Origin of the sequence: Streptomyces mauvecolor, from assembly GCF_039532965.1 — a bacterium.
Lineage (GTDB): Bacteria > Actinomycetota > Actinomycetes > Streptomycetales > Streptomycetaceae > Streptomyces > Streptomyces violascens.
The window spans coordinates 361,912-378,253 of sequence record NZ_BAAASQ010000012.1 but is presented as its reverse complement, the minus strand read 5'-3'; the positions used below and the strand labels follow the sequence as shown (position 1 = coordinate 378,253).

Here is a 16,342-nt window from a genome sequence, read left to right as displayed (position 1 = left end):
GCCCGTCGGTGTGGGGCGGCCCGGTGCAGAACCGTACCTCTCCCGGCCGCCACAGTGTGAACGGCCGGGGAGCGGCAACAGTGCCCGTCAGCCGAGTTCGTCGGCCAGTTCGTCGGCGAGCGCGCGCAGCGCCAGGCGGTAGGAGCCGATGCCGAAGCCCGCTACGGTGCCGGTGGCGACGGGTGCGATCACCGACGTGTGGCGGAATTCCTCGCGGGCGTACGGGTTCGAGATGTGGACCTCGATGAGCGGCGCGGTGCGCTGGGCCGCCGCGTCGCGCATTCCGTACGAATAGTGGGTGAAGGCACCCGGGTTGATGACGACCGGAATCCGACCGTCCGCGGCCTCGTGCAGCCAGCGGATGAGCTCGCCCTCGTCGTTGGTCTCGCGGACCGAGACGTCGAAGCCGAGCTCCTTGCCGAGCGCCTCGCAGACCTCGACGAGGCCGGCGTAGGTGGTGGCGCCGTAGACATCGGGCTCGCGCGAGCCGAGGCGGCCCAGGTTGGGGCCGTTGAGGACGAACACCCGCCGGGTCATGCGGAGACCTCGCCGTAGGCGGCGAGCAGCACCGACGGGTCGGGGCCCTCCAGGACGGTCGGCTTGGCGAGGCCGTCCAGGACGATGAAGCGCAGCAGGTTGCCGCGGGACTTCTTGTCCAGCTTCATGTTCTCCAGGAGCTTGGGCCACTGGTCGCCGCGGTAGGTGAGCGGCAGGCCGACCGACTTGAGGATCGCGCTGTGCCGGTCCGCGGTCGCGTCGTCCAACCGCCCTGCCAGACGGCCGAGTTCGGCCGCGAAGACCATGCCGACGGAGACGGCCGCGCCGTGCCGCCACTTGTAGCGCTCGTTCTTCTCGATGGCGTGGGCGAGGGTGTGGCCGTAGTTGAGGATCTCGCGCAGACCCGATTCCTTGAGGTCGTTGGAGACAACTTCGGCCTTGACCCGGATGGAGCGCTCGATGAGTTCGGCGGTGTGCGGGCCCTCGGGGGTGCGGGCGCCGGCCGGGTCGGCCTCGATGAGGTCGAGGATGACCGGGTCGGCGATGAAGCCGGTCTTGATGACCTCGGCCATGCCCGACACGTAGTCGTTGACCGGCAGCGAGTCGAGCGCGGCGAGGTCGCACAGGACGCCGACGGGCGGGTGGAAGGAGCCCACCAGGTTCTTGCCCTCGGCGGTGTTGATGCCGGTCTTGCCGCCGACGGCCGCGTCCACCATGCCGAGCACGGTGGTCGGCACCGAGATCCAGCGCACGCCACGCAGCCAGGTCGCGGCGACGAAGCCGGCCAGGTCGGTGGTGGCGCCGCCGCCCACGCCGACGACGACGTCGGTGCGGGTGAAGCCGGACTGGCCGAGCGCCTTCCAGCAGTAGGCGGCGACCTCGGCGGTCTTGGCCTCCTCCGCGTTCGGCACCTGGATCGCGATGGCCTCGTAGCCCTCGGCGGCGAGGTCCGCGCGGATCGCGTCGCCGGTGCCGGCCAGCGCCTCCGGGTGGATGATCGCGACCCGCTTGGCCCGGTCGCCGATGAGTCCGGCCAGCTCGCCCAGCAGGTTGCGGCCGACGAGCACTTCGTACGGGTCCGTCCCGGCGGTGCCGCCGACCTGGATCCGGGTGGGTGCCTGCTCCGTCATGCGTCCTTCAACTCCAGTGCGTCGAGGACCGCCTGGGCGACCTCTTCGGGGGTGCGCTCGTCGGTCGCGACGACCGCACGGGCGACTTCGGTGTACAGATGGCGCCGCGCGTCCATCAGCTCGCGCCACTGCCGGCGCGGGTTGACCGCGAGCAGCGGGCGCGCGGTGTTCAGGCCGACGCGCTTGACCGCCTCCTCGACGTCCATCGAGAGATAGACGACGGGGTGCGGCGCGAGCAGCGCGCGGGTGCCCTCGTCGAGGATCGCGCCGCCCCCGAGGGCGAGGACGCCCGTGTGCTCGGCGAGCGCCACGCGTACCGCCTCCCGCTCCAGGGCGCGGAAGTGCGGCTCGCCGTCTTCGATGAAGATGTCGGAGATCGCGCGGCCCTCGGCGGCCACGATGTCGGCGTCGGTGTCCCGGTAGGACGCGCCGAGCCGCTCGGCGAGCAACGCGCCCACGGTGGATTTGCCCGAGCCCATCGGCCCGACCAGGACGACCAGCGGTCCGCTGCTCACCGGATCTGCAGGTGGTCGAGGTAGGACTCGACGTTGCGGCGGGTCTCGGGCACGCTGTCGCCGCCGAACTTCTCGGCGACGGCGTCCGCGAGGACGAGCGCGACCATGGCCTCGGCGACGATGCCCGCGGCCGGCACGGCGCACACGTCGGAGCGCTGGTGGTGGGCCTTGGCCGCCTCGCCGGTGGCGACGTCGATGGTGGCGAGCGCGCGGGGCACGGTCGCGATGGGCTTCATCGCGGCTCGTACGCGCAGCAGTTCACCGGTGGTCAGGCCGCCCTCGGTGCCGCCGGAGCGGCCGGAGGTGCGCTTGACACCCTCGGCGGTGTTCACGATCTCGTCGTGCGCCTTGGAGCCCGGCACCCGGGCCAGGTCGAAGCCGTCGCCGACCTCGACGCCCTTGATCGCCTGGATGCCCATGAGGGCGGCGGCGAGCCGGGCGTCCAGACGGCGGTCCCAGTGCACGTGCGAACCGAGGCCGACCGGCACTCCGTAGGCGAGCACCTCGACGACTCCGCCGAGGGTGTCGCCGTCCTTGTGGGCCTGGTCGATCTCGGCGACCATCGCCTTCGACGCGTCCGCGTCCAGGCAGCGCACCGGGTCGGCGTCCAGCTTCTCGACATCGGCGGGGGTCGGGTAGACGCCGTACGGGGCCTTGGCCGCGGCCAGCTCCACCACATGGCTGACGATCTCGATGCCGGCCGTCTCCTTGAGGTAGGAACGGGCCACCGCACCGAGCGCGACGCGGGCCGCGGTCTCCCGGGCGCTGGCGCGCTCCAGGATCGGCCGGGCCTCGTCGAAGCCGTACTTCTGCATGCCGGCGAGGTCGGCGTGGCCGGGCCTCGGACGGGTCAGCGGGGCGTTGCGGGCCAGCTCGGCGAGGATCTCCGGGTCCACGGGATCGGCCGACATGACCTGCTCCCACTTGGGCCACTCGGTGTTCCCCACCATGATCGCGATCGGCGAGCCCATCGACAGGCCGTGCCGCACACCGCCGAGGAAGGTCACCTCGTCACGCTCGAACTTCATGCGGGCGCCGCGCCCATAGCCGAGCCGCCGCCGGGCCAGGTGGTCTGCCACCAGCTCGGTGGTGATCGGCACGCCGGCGGGAAGGCCCTCCAGCGTCGCGACAAGTGCGGGTCCGTGGGACTCCCCAGCGGTCAGCCAACGCAACCTGCTCAACGGTGCTCCTCATGCTCGCGCGTCCGGGTGCTACGACGGCGCGGCCGGGGTGCGCGCCCTGGCCCGCCACCCTGATCCTCCCACGTCCCGGACGGTGGACCGGGCCGTGGTCCAGCCAGCGGACTGTGATCTCGTCGAGTGCGGCCCGTGGTGGGTTGCTCGCTCCCCACCGCGTTCTCGGCTTCGCTCGAACAGGGGGGACTCCCATCGCGGCGGAGCCGCACATGTCACAGCCCCTCGCCCCCCTGGCCAAGTTGGGGCTCAGCGGCCCGCCAAGGCCGCCTCGCCCGCCTTGCGCATGGCTTCCAGCGGGGCCTTGTCGCAGCCCGTCATCTGCTCGACCTGGAGCACCGCCTGGTGCACGAGGAGGTCGAGGCCGCCGACGACCGCTCCCCCGCGTCCCGACCACGCGGCCGCGAGCGCGGTGGGCCAGGGCTCGTACAGGACGTCGAAGAGGGTGCCGGGCCGCTCGGGGACGGCCTCGGCCAGCGCGTCGGTGGTGCCGGCCGGGGTGGTGGCGATGACGAGCGGCGCCTCGAAGGCGTCCGCCGCGCGCGACCAGTCGGCGGTGCGGACGTCGACGCCGAGCCGTTCGCCCCAGCCGCGCATCTCCTCGGCCCGAGCCTCGGAGCGTACGTACGCCGTGACCGGCCCCGCGCAGATCCGGGCGAGCGCGGCGAGGGCCGAGGAGGCGGTCGCGCCCGCGCCGAGGACGGCGGCGGACTCGACCCGGGTCACTCCGCGCTCCCCCAGAGCGGCGATCATGCCGGGGATGTCGGTGTTGTCGCCGAGGCGGCGGCCGTCGTCCGTGAAGACGACGGTGTTGACCGCCTCGACCGAGGCCGCCGTCGCGCTCACCGCGTCGAGCAGCGGGATGACCGCCCGCTTCAGCGGCATCGTCAGCGACAGGCCCGCCCAGGACGTGTCGAGCCCCGCGAAGAAGCGGGACAGGCCCCTTTCGTCGACCTGGAACCGGTCGTAGGACCAGTGGCCGAGGCCGAGTTCGGCGTACGCGGCCCGGTGCAGGACCGGGGACAGCGAGTGCGCGATGGGCGACCCGAGCACGGCCGCCCTGCGCGCGCCCTCACTGGCCGGACTGGGCATTGAACTCTTCCTTCAGCTTGTTGAACTCGGCCAGGGTCTTGGCGAATTCGGTCTTGTGCTGGCCGTCCGTGGCGACGAAGTACATCCAGCCGTCCTTCGTCGGGTCCAGCGCGGCGGCCAGCGCCTCGGTGCCCGGGTTGCCGATCGGCCCGGGGGTCAGGCCACGCCACTTGTAGGTGTTGTACGGGTCCTGGTTGCTGTTGATCTCGGACAGGCCGATCTTGATGTTGCTCTTGCCCGTGAGGTAGTTGTACGCCGAGTCGAACTGGAGCTTCTGGTTGGTCTGGGTGTTGTCCGGCTTGAGGCGGTTGTAGACGACCTCGGCCATCTTGCGGAAGTCGTCGTGCGTCTTGCCCTCGGCCTGCACGAGGCTGGCCACGGTGATGAGCTGCCAGGGGCCGTCCAGGTTGAGCTTCTTGGCCTCGGCGGCCAGGTCCTGCTTGCCGTACTCGGAGCTGGCCCGGTTGACCATCTTCTTCAGGACGTCCTCGGGCTTCATGCCCTTGGCGACCGGGTAGCTCGCCGGGTAGAGGAATCCTTCCAGCGGGTCCTTGACGTTCTTGTGGCCCTTGGCCCAGTCGGGCAGGCCCATGCTGCCGGCCTTCTTGAGCGCGATGTCCTTGGTCGTGCCCGCGGGCAGGCCGAGCCGGGTGTCGATCTCCCCATAGACCCAGGAGTTGCGTTTGCCTTCGGGAATGATGAGGGAGTTGCGGCTGCTCGGATTGAGCATGAGCTTGACCGCGTTGGCCGCGGACATGCCCTTCTTCATCGTGTAGGCGCCGGCCTGGATCGTCTTGCCCTTGGGGTCGTCGTTCTGCGCCTGGACGAAGGCGTCGATGCTCTTGACGACACCGGCCTGCTTGAGGAGCTGGCCGATCTCGGAGCCGCCCGCGCCCGTCGGGATCTCGACGGTGACGGTCTCGCTGGTGCCCTCACCTGCGTAGTCGGGCGCCGCCCCGAATTTCTTCTGGTAGAAGTCGTAGCCCACGTAGCCGACCCCGCCGACGCCGACGGCGAAGATCACCGCGAGGACCAGGCAGGCGCGCCCGCTCTTGCCCTTCTTCTTGGTCTTGCCGCGCCGGTCGCGGCCACCGCCGCCTCCCTTGCTGCGGCGGGACTCGCGCGGCTCGTCGTCTTCGCGTTCGCCATCGTCGGCGCCGGTGAAGAACGGGTGGTTCTCCTCCTGCGGCTCGGCGTCCCACTCACCGCCCTGCTCCGGCACCTCGGGCACGGTGGGCGCCTGCCGCTGGCCGGGCGGCTGCGGCGGCGGATACGCCTCGGGCGTGCCGTAGAGGTCGTTGCCCTCGCCGGCGTAGCCGTTGTTGTACGGGTCGGGCTGCTGGCCCGCGTACGGCATGGCGGCCTGCTGGCCCGTGGAGTCCCAGCCCCCGTTGAACTGCTGGGGCTGGGCGGGCTGGGCCGCGTACTGCTCCGCGTACTGCTGCTGCGGGTAGCCCTGCTGGGGCTGTTCGGCGTAGCCCTGCTGAGTCTGCTGCTCGGCGTACTGCGGCTGGGGCGCGTACGGGTCCTGCGGCTGCTGCGGGTAGTACGGCTGCTGCGGCTGCTGCTCGGGGCCGCCGTACGGAGCCTGACCGGAGGCAGCCTGCTGCGCTCCCCACCCCTGGTCCCCGTAGAGGGGATCCTCTGGGTGCCACGGTTCGGAGCCTGCGCCCCGGCCATACTCAGTCATCGGTCCCCTAGAGCCGCGAGGCATCCGGACGGTCCGCCTCTTTTACTGTGCGGCGACTGTTCGAATGCCTCCGCATCGGCCGGAACGTTACCGTATCGCGATCAGATAACCACTTCGACGCCTTCGCCGGGAGGGTTGCCCGACACCCGTTCGGCCTCAAGCGCGTTCTGAAGAATGATCACGGCGGCTGCCTGATCGATGACGGAACGTCCCTTCTTGGACTTCACGCCGGAGGCGCGCAGCCCCTGGCTCGCGGTGACCGTCGTCATCCGTTCGTCGACGAGCCGCACCCCGATGGGGGCGATGCCGCGCGCCAACTCCTGGGTGAACACACGGACTTTGGCCGCCGCCGGGCCCTCGCCCCCGTTGAGGGAGCGGGGCAGTCCGACGACCACCTCGATCGGCTCGTACTCCTCGACGAGCTGCCGCAACCGCCGGTGGGCGGCCGGGACATCACGTCCCGGCACGGTCTCCACCGGCGTGGCGAGCACCCCGTCGGGGTCGCAGGACGCGACCCCGATCCGGGCGTCTCCGACGTCGATCGCCAGCCGGCGTCCTCGTCGCATCACGAGGTCTCTGCGACCTGGCGCTCGACGGCGTCGATGGCGTCGCCGATCGCGTCCGGGTTCTGGCCGCCGCCCTGGGCGACGTCCGGCTTGCCGCCACCGCCGCCGCCGAGCGTCTTGGCGGCCGTGCGGACCAGCTCGCCGGCCTTGAGACCGCGCTCGCGGGCCGCCTCGTTGGTGGCGATGACGGTCACCGGGCGGCCGCCCGCCGTGGTGAACAGCGCGACGACGGCCGGGCGGTCACCCGGGATGCGGCCGCGCACGTCCAGGACCAGCTTGCGCAGGTCGTCGGCGGAGGTGCCGTCCGGCACCTGGCCCGTGACCAGCGCGGTGCCGCGCACGTCCTTGGCGGAGTCGACGAGACCGGCGGCGGCCTGGAGCACCTTCTCCGCGCGGAACTTCTCGATCTCCTTCTCGGCGTCCTTCAGCTTGCCGAGCATGGAGGAGATCTTCTCCGGCAGCTCCTCGGGACGGCCCTTGACCAGCTCCTGGAGCTGGGCGACGACCGTGTGCTCACGGGCCAGGAAGTTGTACGCGTCGACGCCGACCAGCGCCTCGATGCGGCGCACGCCCGAGCCGATGGACGACTCGCCGAGCAGCTTCACGAGGCCCAGCTGGGCGGTGTTGTGGACGTGGGTGCCGCCGCACAGCTCCTTGGAGAAGTCGCCGATGGTGACGACGCGGACCCGCTCGCCGTACTTCTCGCCGAACTCGGCGATGGCGCCCTGCTTCTTGGCCTCGTCGATCGACATGACCTCGGCCTGCACGTCCAGCTCGCGCGAGAGCACGTCGTTGATCTTCTGCTCGACGTCGGTGAGGACCGTGCCGGGAACGGCGTTCGGCGAGCCGAAGTCGAAGCGGAAGCGGCCCGGCGAGTTCTCGGAACCGGCCTGGGCGGCCGTCGGGCCGAGCGCGTCGCGCAGCGCCTGGTGCGTGAGGTGCGTCGCGGAGTGGGCGCGGGCGATGGCGCGGCGGCGCTTGGTGTCGATGGCGGCGTACGCGGACGCGCCGACCGTCACCTCGCCGACCTGGACGACGCCCTTGTGCACGTGGACGCCGGGAACCGGCTTCTGTACGTCGCGGATCTCGATGACCGCGCCGGTGTCGAGCTTGATCCGGCCCTGGTCGGCGAGCTGGCCGCCGCCCTCGGCGTAGAAGGGGGTGCGGTCGAGGACGACCTCGACCTCGTCGCCCTCGGTGGCGGCGGGCGAGGGCACGCCGTCGACGAGCAGACCGACGATGGTCGACTCGTTCTCGGTGGAGGCGTAGCCGGTGAAGTCGGTCTCGCCGGAGGCGTCGGCCACCTCGCGGTAGGCGGACAGGTCGGCGTGGCCGGTCTTCTTGGCGCGGGCGTCGGCCTTGGCCTGGTCGCGCTGCTGCTTCATCAGGCGGCGGAAGCCGTCCTCGTCCACGGAGAGGCCCTGTTCGGCGGCCATCTCCAGGGTGAGGTCGATCGGGAAGCCCCAGGTGTCGTGGAGCAGGAACGCCTTGTCGCCGGCCAGGACCGTGCCACCGGTGGCCTTGGTCTCGGTGATGGCGGTGTCCAGGATGTTGGTGCCGCCGCGCAGCGCCTTGAGGAAGGCGGCCTCCTCGGCGAGGGCGACCGTCTCGATGCGCTTGCGGTCGGTGACGAGCTCCGGGTACTGCTGGCCCATCGTCTTGATGACGACGTCGATCAGGTCCTGCACGACCGGGCCGGTGGCGCCCATGAGGCGCATGTTGCGGATGGCGCGGCGCATGATGCGGCGCAGCACATAGCCACGGCCCTCGTTGCCCGGGGTCACACCGTCGCCGATGAGCATCACGGACGTACGGATGTGGTCGGCGACGACGCGCATCGAGACGTCGGACTCGTGCTTGTCGCCGTAGCGCACGCCCGTCAGCTCGGTGGCCTTGTCCATGACGACGCGCAGGGTGTCGGTCTCGTACATGTTCTGCACGCCCTGCAGGATCATCGCGAGGCGTTCGAGGCCGAGGCCGGTGTCGATGTTCTTGGAGGGCAGGTCGCCGAGGATCGGGAAGTCCTCCTTGCCCTCGCCGGCGCCGCGCTCGTACTGCATGAAGACCAGGTTCCAGATCTCCACGTACCGCTCGTCGTTGACGGCCGGGCCGCCCTCGACGCCGAACTCGGGGCCGCGGTCGTAGTTGATCTCGGAGCAGGGGCCGCACGGTCCGGGCACGCCCATGGACCAGAAGTTGTCCTTCTTGCCCAGGCGCTGGATGCGCTCCTTCGGCACGCCGACGACCTCGTGCCAGATGCGCTCGGCCTCGTCGTCGTCGAGGTAGACCGTGATCCAGAGCTTCTCGGGCTCCAGGCCGTAGCCGCCGTCCGCCACGGAGCTGGTGAGCAGCTCCCAGGCGTACTTGATGGCGCCTTCCTTGAAGTAGTCCCCGAAGGAGAAGTTGCCGCACATCTGGAAGAACGTGCCGTGCCGGGTGGTCTTGCCGACCTCTTCGATGTCCGGCGTACGCACGCACTTCTGCACGCTGGTGGCGCGCGGCGCGGGCGGCTTGGTCTCCCCGAGGAAGTACGGCTTGAAGGGGACCATGCCCGCGTTGACGAGCAGCAGAGTCGGGTCGTCCGCGATGAGCGACGCCGAAGGGACGACGGTGTGCCCGCGCTCCTCGAAGAAGCTCAGCCAGCGGCGGCGAATCTCGGCCGACTCCATCAGTGGTCCTCATTCCGGTTGTACGAATGCTTGGGGTACTGCTGTTGTGTGGTCTCGATGGCGACGAGGCGGCGCTGCGCGGGAAGTTCGCGCGGCGGCTCGCTCTCGCCGATGCCCAGGACGTCGTTGAGTTCGGCCTCGCGCTGCGCCATGCCGGACTTGATGTCGAGGGCGAAGTCCTTGAGCCGGTGGCCGGCCTCGACCGCCTTGTCGGCGGTGCGCGCGGCCAGGCTCTCCGGGGTGAGCTGTTTCAGCTTCCGGTTCACCTTGGTGGTGGCCCAGACTCCGGCGGCCGCGCCCGCGGTGAACCAGAACGTACGGCGGAACATCGCAGCGTCAGCCCTTTCGCTTCGACCGCCGCGCGGACGGCACGGTCCGCCCGACGATCACGTTACGTCGGCTCTCCCGAGCGGGCACATCGGCCGGGGCGGCGCCCTTGCGGCCGATCGCCCGGCGCACCCCGTACCCGAAGGCCGCCACCTTCACCAGCGGGCCGCCGAAGGTGGAGGCGACGGTGGTGGAGAGCGCGGACGCGTTGGAGGTGACCTCCTGGACGTCCGACGCGATGGCGTCGACCCGGTCCAGCTGGGTCTGGGCGGAGCGCACCGCGGTGGAGGCGTCCGCGAGCAGCGGGACGGCCTGGTCGGTGACGTCCGCGACCAGCTTGGTCGTCGCCTTCAGCGTCTGGGCCAGCCTCACGAGAACGACCGCGAGGAAGGACACCAGGATCGCCCAGAAGACGGCCACCAGGATCCCGGCCACCTCTCCACCGGACACTTGCACCGCTCCCCGCAACCCGTCGGAACCCGAAAACCTCGAAAAAGGTAGTCCTCCGACCCTATCGCGCCGGGGATGGCTTCCCGTACCGCATTCCGCGCCGCCACAAACGGAGTGACACAACCCGATTGTACGCAGTGCATACCCTTGAGTACGCTGCGTGTTCCATGCGCTCCCATCTGCCCGCAGAGTTGAACCTCTTCGTCGGGCGAGACCGAGAACTGGAACGCCTGGACCGGCTGCTCCGCGAGGCGCGCATGGTCACCGTGACCGGCATGGGCGGGGTCGGCAAGACGCGTATCGCACTGCGGGCCGCGGCCGCCGCGGCGGAGCAGGAACGGTACTGCGACGGGGTCCGGCTGGTAGAGCTGTCCGCTGTGAACGATCCGGGCCTGCTCGACCACGCGGTCGTCGAGGCGCTCGGCCTGACCGATCACACGGCGAGACCGCCGCGCCGACTGCTGCTCGACCACCTCGCCGAACGCCGGCTCCTGCTGGTGGTCGACGGTTTCGAGCAGCTGGTGGACTCCTGCGCCGAGCTCTTACGGGAGCTGCTGCGGGCCTGCCCGGGCCTGCGGGTCCTCGCCGCAGGACGGCTGTCGCTCAGGATCGACGGCGAGCGGGTCTTCACGCTGGCCCCGATGGGCGACGAGGACGCGCTGCGGCTCTTCACGGAGCGCGCGGCCGGCGTCCGGGCCGGTGAGTGGCCGGCCGAGGGGCGCGAGGTGGCCGCCGCCGAGCTGTGCCGCCGGCTCGACGGGATTCCGCTGGCCCTGGAGCTGGCGGCCGGCCGGCTCGGCACGCTCTCGGTGGAGCAGTTGCTGCGCCGCCTGGACGACCGGTTCCGGCTGCTCACCGGGGGCGGGCGCGGGGCGCTGCCCCGCCATCGGACGCTGCGGACGACGATCGGCTGGAGCCATGAGCTGTGCACGGCGGTGCAACGGCTGCTGTGGGCGCGGCTCTCGGTGTTCGCCGGGGCGTTCGACCTGGAGGCCGTCGAGTACATCTGCGTGGGCCCCGATCTGCCGCAGGAGGAGGTGCTCGACATCCTGGGCGAGTTGCTCGACCAGTCGGTGGTGGCGCGCGAGGACGGCCCCTTCGGCATCCGCTACCGGCTGCTCGACACGGTCCGCGAGTACGGCGCCGAGTGGCTCGCGGCGACGGGCGACGCGGACCGGCTGCACCGGCGCCACCGCGACTGGTACCTGGGGCTCGCCACCTGGTGCGAGCTGGACTGGTTCAGCCCCCGCCAGACCGAGGTGGCCGCGCGCGTGGAGTGCGAACTGCCCCACCTGCGCGCGGCGATGGAGTTCTCGCTGGCCTCGCCCGAGGACGCGCACCTGGCCCAGTACCTCGCGGCCACGCTCTGGTTCTACTGGGCCGGCTGCGGGCGCCTCGGGGAGGGGCGGCACTGGCTGGACCAGGTCCTGGACGCCGAGAGCGAGCACGGGAGTTCACGCCTCAAGGCTCTGTGGGTGCTCGGCCATGTTGCGGTGCTGCAGGGCGATGCGGTCGCGGCGATCGCCGCGCTGCACGAGTGCCGCGAGGAGGCCGAGCTGTGCGGCGATCCGGTGGCCGCGGCGTACGCCGTGCACCGCACGGGCTGTCTTGCCCTGGTCACCGACGACATGCCGCGCGCCGAGGAGCTGCTGCGCGCGGCCCTCGCCGAGTACGACGAGGCCGGTGAGCTCAACAGCAATGTGCTGATGGGCCGGGTCGAGCTGGCGATGGCGGTGGGTTTCCGGGGCCGTCTGGAGGAGGCCGTCTCGGTGTGCGAGCAGGTCGTGGAGATCTGCGAGGACCACGGCGAGCGCTGGGCCCGCGCCTATGCGCTGTACGTCCTGGCGTACGCGGCCTGGTACGGCGGCGTTCCGGACCGCGCCCGCAGGCTGCTCCGGGAGACCCTCGCGGTCAACTACGCCTTCCACGATCTGGTGGGCACGGTGCTCACCCTGGAGATGCTGGCGCTCGTCGAGGTGGACACGGGGGATCCGGCGGAGGCGGCCGTCCTGCAGGGGGCCGCCGAGCGGATCTGGCCGTCGGTGGGTCTGCCGCTGTTCGGCTCGGCGTACTTCTACGCGGCGCACGTGCTGTGCGAGGAGCGGACCAGGGAGCGGCTCGGCGACGCGTCGTACGAGGAGCACCGGCGGCGCGGCACACTGCTCGGCACGGACGCGGCGGTGGCCCGGGCGCTGGGCCAAGTGGCCGACGGCACAGGGGAGTTGACGCCCGCCTGCGAGGGGCTTCCGCACGAGGGGGCCGCACATGCGAAAGCCCGCCGCCTCCCGCTCCGTGCGGAGCGGGGGGACGGCGGGCTGAAGCGCTGAGGCTCCGGTGTTACGCCTGGATCAGCGGGCGTAGTACTCGACGACGAGCTGCTCGTCGCAGATGACCGGGATTTCCTTGCGGTTCGGGTCGCGGTCCAGGCGGAAGGCCAGGGCCTTCAGGTTCACCTGGAGGTAGCGCGGGGTCTCGCCCTCGCCGGCGTAGCCACCCTCGCGGGCAACCTGGAAGGGGACCTTCTCGCGGCTGCGCTCGCGGACGGTGACGACGTCGTCCGGACGGACGCGGAACGACGGCTTGTCGACCTTGGCGCCGTTGACCTGGATGTGACCGTGCACGACCATCTGGCGGGCCTGGTAGATGGTGCGGGCGATGCCCGAACGCAGAACCAGGGCGTCGAGGCGACGCTCGAGCTCGACGACCAGCGCCTCGCCCGTCTTGCCCTCGGCCTTCTTGGCGCGGTCGTAGGCACGCGCCATCTGGCGCTCGCTGATGTCGTACTGGGCGCGCAGACGCTGCTTCTCGAGCAGACGGACCTTGTAGTCCGAGTTCTGCTTGCGGCCACGGCCGTGCTCGCCCGGCGGGTAGGGGCGGGCCTCGAAGTACTTGACGGCCTTCGGCGTCAGCGCGATGCCGAGCGCACGAGACTTCTTGACCTTGGGACGCGACTGGTTAGGCACGTTCTCCAAACCTCCATGGTTGGGTTAGGTTAGGCTCACCTTACTCAAGGAGATCGCATGTCTCGTCCGGGGAACACCAGTCACATCACGGACAGCACGAAGAAGGCCGGCCAAACGCCGCTTTCGCGGGAGGCCGACTCTCCCGACTCCCCTGGAGCCGGGCACGTGACGGAGGTCCGATCAGATCGTGGTCAGCCGCGTCCCAGCGGACTTGAAATCGCGCGGATGCCGTCAGCAGCCGAGCGCACACGAACTCTCGTACATAGTACCTGCTCGGCGGTGCTGCTCGTACCCGGCCTTGCGTCGGCCCGTCCGGAGCAGCTGACGGCCGACGTCCGCAGCGTCGGCCCCGACGGCGACCTCTTCCTGGTCTTCCCCGCCGATTCCCCGGCCGTACGGGCCGCCACGCACGCCCAGGACGACGAGATCCGGGCCGTGCTCGAGATCACGGACGTGGCTCCGGTCTCCGTCCCCCACCGTATCCGGGGCCGTGCCTGGGTCTCCGGCTGGCTGACCCTGGTGCCGGGGCAGGCGGCGCCCGGTCGCATGATGCTCCGCCTCGAAGTAGGCGAGGCGTACGTGGACGATCTGTGGGGCGCGAGCGCGGTGGACCCCGACGACTTCGCCCGGGCCACGCCCGATCCCCTCGTCCGGCACGAGACCGAGCTCCTCCAGCATCTCGACTCCGCCCACGGCGAGCAGGTGCGGCTGCTGTGCGGACTCGTCGAGCGGGAGGGGGTGGTCGGCGTCACCCCGCTGGCGCTCGACCGGTTCGGCCTGCGGGTACGTTTCCGCCAGGCCGACGGCCACACCTTCGACGCGCGCTTCGACTTCCCCGACCCGGTCGAGGACATCGCGGCCCTGCGCCGCGCGATGCACCAGCTCTTCGAGGCGGCGGCGAGCTAGCCCGCCGGGGCTCCGCCCCGGACCCCGATCGCGCCCATGACGGGCCGAAGCTGCGGTGCCGGCCACCATCGACGCTGCCAGGGGCGCGGGGACCTGCGCGAGCACCACGCACGGTCCGCACCCGACGAGCCACTGAGCCCCTCCGGCGTTCGAGGAGCGGGGGCCCTGGGCAGCGCCCCCGGCAGCGGACCTCAGCCCACTCCCCCGGAGGGTCTGGGGAAGGGGCGGGGTGGGGAGCTAATCCTGGGTCTTGCCCAAACGCTCCCGCACCCGCTCCACCACATCCGCATACCGCGCCTCCGCCCCGTACCGCGTCGGCTCGTAGTAGCGCCGGTCCGCCACCGCGTCCGGCGCGTACTGCTGGGAGGCGATCGCGCCCGGCACGTCGTGCGGGTAGACATAGCCCTGCGCGTGCCCCAGCTTGGCCGCGCCCTTGTAGTGGCCGTCCCTGAGGTGCGGCGGAACGGGCCCCGCCAGGCCGGACCGGACGTCCTCCATCGCCGCCGCGATCGCCGTCGTCGCGGAGTTGGACTTCGGGGCGAGCGCCAGCGCGATCGTGGCGTGGCTCAGCGTCAGGGCCGCCTCGGGGAAGCCGATGAGGGCCACGGCCTGGGCCGCCGCCACCGCCGTGGGCAGCGCGGTCGGGTCGGCGAGGCCGATGTCCTCGCTCGCGGAGATGATCAGACGCCGGGCGATGAAGCGGGGGTCCTCGCCCGCTTCGATCATCCGGGCCAGATAGTGCAGCGCCGCGTCGACGTCGGAGCCGCGGATCGACTTGATCAGGGCGCTCGCCACGTCATAGTGCTGGTCGCCGCCCTTGTCGTACTTCACGGCCGCCCGGTCGACCGTCTCCTCGAGCGTCTGGAGCGTGATCTCCTGCTCCGACTTGGCGAGTGCGGAGCCGGCCGCCGCTTCCAGGGCCGTCAGCGCCCGGCGTGCGTCGCCGCCCGCGATGCGCAGCAGGTGGGCCTCTGCGTCCGGGGGCAGGGTGACCGCGCCGCCCAGACCGCGCTCCTCGGCGAGCGCCCGCTGGACGAGCGCCTTCAGGTCGTCGTCGGTGAGCGGTTCGAGGGTGAGCAGGAGGGAGCGGGACAGAAGGGGGGAGATCACCGAGAAGTACGGGTTCTCCGTGGTCGCCGCGATCAAGGTGACCCAGCGGTTCTCGACCGCGGGGAGCAGCGAGTCCTGCTGGGCCTTGGAGAAGCGGTGGATCTCGTCGAGGAAGAGGACGGTCTCCTTGCCGAAGCCGCCGATGGCGCGGCGCGCTCCGTCGATGACCGCGCGGACTTCCTTCACCCCGGCGGTGATCGCCGAGAGCTCGACGAACCGCTTGTTGGTCGCCTTCGACACGACGTACGCGAGCGTCGTCTTGCCCGTGCCCGGCGGGCCCCACAGGATCACCGAGGACGGTCCGGCCGGGCCGCCGGCGCCCTCCCCCACCAGGCGCCGCAGCGGCGAGCCCTGCTTCAGGAGGTGCTGCTGGCCGACCACCTCGTCGAGGACGCGCGGGCGCATCCGTACGGCCAGAGGGCTGCCCGCCGGGTCTTTCTCCTGGCGGTCCTCTGCGGCTGCGGTGAAGAGATCGGGTTCCACGTCAACGAGCCTATGACACGCCACTGACAACGCCGCCGGGCTGCGGCGATGCCGGTCAGCTGGTCCAGAAGTCCCACCAGCGGGTCAGGATCAGCATGCCGATGATCCCGATGTGCAGGACCGGCAGCACCCAGGTGAACTCGGACAGGAACTTCTTCGCCCACTCCGGTGCGGGCAGCAGGCCCCTGCGGAAGTTGAACGACGTCACGTACCAGAACATGAAGATCGTGGCGACCCACGCCAGGCAGCACCACAGGCACAGCGAGTTGATGCGGTACAGCGACTCGAACTGGAGCCAGCTGACGAATCCGACGCCGAACAGCGTGCCCGCGTTGAAGGTCAGCCAGTACCAGCGGCGGAACCGGCCGCCCGCCAGGATGCTCATGCCGACGCAGATGACGATGCCGTACGCGACCAGACCCAGCATCGGGTTCGGGAAGCCGAACGCGGCCGCCTGGTCGCTCTTCATGATGTTGCCGCAGGACACGACCGGGTTCAGGCTGCAGCCCGGCACGAAGTTCGGGTTTTCGAGGAGCTTGAACTTGTCGAGCGTGATGACCCAGGCCGCCACCAGGCCGGCCACGCCCGTGATCACGAGCAGCCAGGCGAAGGCGCGGCTGCCGCCGATCGCCCCCTTGCTGCTCACCTCCCGATGGCCGGAGTCGGAGGAGACGTCGTCAAGTGTTGTGGTCATAGCGCCGGTCCGTCATCCCGTCTTCGTGGTTGCCTGTCCTGCCGCCGCCTCATTCT

The 16,342-nt window shown here is 71.0% G+C and carries 15 protein-coding genes; 2 read left to right on the top strand and 13 right to left on the bottom strand.

The features are described from left to right. Window positions 1-87: 87 nt before the first annotated feature. The 10 genes from aroQ to ABD346_RS18565 form a co-directional block, all read right to left on the bottom strand. A complete protein-coding gene (aroQ, locus tag ABD346_RS18610) occupies window positions 88-537 on the bottom strand; it encodes a type II 3-dehydroquinate dehydratase (protein ID WP_189962225.1) in 450 nt (149 codons plus the stop codon). Next, window positions 534-1,628: a 3-dehydroquinate synthase gene (aroB, locus tag ABD346_RS18605; RefSeq protein WP_344376103.1), complete on the bottom strand. Its 1,095-nt coding sequence runs from the start codon at window positions 1,626-1,628 to the stop codon at window positions 534-536. Before aroB ends, aroQ begins: the two co-directional genes overlap by 4 nt. Beyond that, window positions 1,625-2,143 carry a shikimate kinase gene (locus tag ABD346_RS18600; protein ID WP_344376102.1) on the bottom strand — a complete coding sequence of 173 codons (519 nt, stop codon included), beginning with the start codon at window positions 2,141-2,143 and terminating at the stop codon, window positions 1,625-1,627. The genes aroB and ABD346_RS18600 overlap by 4 nt, the downstream gene beginning before the upstream one ends. Next, window positions 2,140-3,324 (bottom strand): chorismate synthase, encoded by a 1,185-nt coding sequence (gene aroC, locus ABD346_RS18595; RefSeq protein WP_344376100.1) that lies wholly within the window; start codon window positions 3,322-3,324, stop codon window positions 2,140-2,142. The genes ABD346_RS18600 and aroC overlap by 4 nt, the downstream gene beginning before the upstream one ends. A 261-nt stretch (window positions 3,325-3,585) precedes the next feature. Next, on the bottom strand, window positions 3,586-4,428 hold the full coding sequence (locus ABD346_RS18590; RefSeq protein WP_344376098.1) for a shikimate dehydrogenase: 843 nt from the start codon (window positions 4,426-4,428) through the stop codon (window positions 3,586-3,588). Beyond that, window positions 4,409-6,118 (bottom strand): endolytic transglycosylase MltG, encoded by a 1,710-nt coding sequence (gene mltG, locus ABD346_RS18585; RefSeq protein WP_344376097.1) that lies wholly within the window; start codon window positions 6,116-6,118, stop codon window positions 4,409-4,411. The genes ABD346_RS18590 and mltG overlap by 20 nt, the downstream gene beginning before the upstream one ends. 101 nt (window positions 6,119-6,219) lie before the next feature. Next, the gene (ruvX, locus tag ABD346_RS18580; protein WP_189962220.1) at window positions 6,220-6,684 is read right to left on the bottom strand and encodes a Holliday junction resolvase RuvX; all 465 of its coding nucleotides are present in this window, start codon (window positions 6,682-6,684) and stop codon (window positions 6,220-6,222) included. After that, on the bottom strand, window positions 6,684-9,353 hold the full coding sequence (gene alaS, locus ABD346_RS18575; RefSeq protein ID WP_344376095.1) for an alanine--tRNA ligase: 2,670 nt from the start codon (window positions 9,351-9,353) through the stop codon (window positions 6,684-6,686). The genes ruvX and alaS overlap by 1 nt, the downstream gene beginning before the upstream one ends. Next, window positions 9,353-9,682, bottom strand: coding sequence for a DUF6167 family protein (locus ABD346_RS18570; protein ID WP_344376093.1), 330 nt, complete (start codon window positions 9,680-9,682; stop codon window positions 9,353-9,355). Before ABD346_RS18570 ends, alaS begins: the two co-directional genes overlap by 1 nt. Window positions 9,683-9,689: 7 nt before the next feature. Continuing rightward, a complete protein-coding gene (locus ABD346_RS18565) occupies window positions 9,690-10,130 on the bottom strand; it encodes a DUF948 domain-containing protein (protein WP_053723652.1) in 441 nt (146 codons plus the stop codon). 167 nt (window positions 10,131-10,297) lie between these two features. On the opposite strand from ABD346_RS18565, the gene ABD346_RS18560 reads away from it, so the two are divergent. Beyond that, on the top strand, window positions 10,298-12,457 hold the full coding sequence (locus ABD346_RS18560) for an ATP-binding protein (RefSeq protein WP_344376091.1): 2,160 nt from the start codon (window positions 10,298-10,300) through the stop codon (window positions 12,455-12,457). 21 nt (window positions 12,458-12,478) lie between these two features. On the opposite strand, the gene rpsD is transcribed toward ABD346_RS18560, so the two are convergent. Then, a complete protein-coding gene (rpsD, locus tag ABD346_RS18555; RefSeq protein ID WP_120728451.1) occupies window positions 12,479-13,093 on the bottom strand; it encodes a 30S ribosomal protein S4 in 615 nt (204 codons plus the stop codon). Between the two features lie 225 nt (window positions 13,094-13,318). Here rpsD and ABD346_RS18550 point away from each other — a divergent pair, with 225 nt between their 5' ends. Further along, window positions 13,319-13,999 carry a DUF2470 domain-containing protein gene (locus ABD346_RS18550; RefSeq protein WP_344376090.1) on the top strand — a complete coding sequence of 227 codons (681 nt, stop codon included), beginning with the start codon at window positions 13,319-13,321 and terminating at the stop codon, window positions 13,997-13,999. Window positions 14,000-14,236: 237 nt separating this feature from the next. Here ABD346_RS18550 and ABD346_RS18545 read toward each other — a convergent pair whose 3' ends face one another. Further along, window positions 14,237-15,592, bottom strand: a complete 1,356-nt coding sequence (locus ABD346_RS18545; RefSeq protein WP_344376088.1) for a replication-associated recombination protein A — start codon at window positions 15,590-15,592, stop codon at window positions 14,237-14,239. A gap of 55 nt (window positions 15,593-15,647) precedes the next feature. After that, window positions 15,648-16,286, bottom strand: coding sequence for a vitamin K epoxide reductase family protein (locus ABD346_RS18540; protein ID WP_344376086.1), 639 nt, complete (start codon window positions 16,284-16,286; stop codon window positions 15,648-15,650). Window positions 16,287-16,342: the final 56 nt, after the last annotated feature.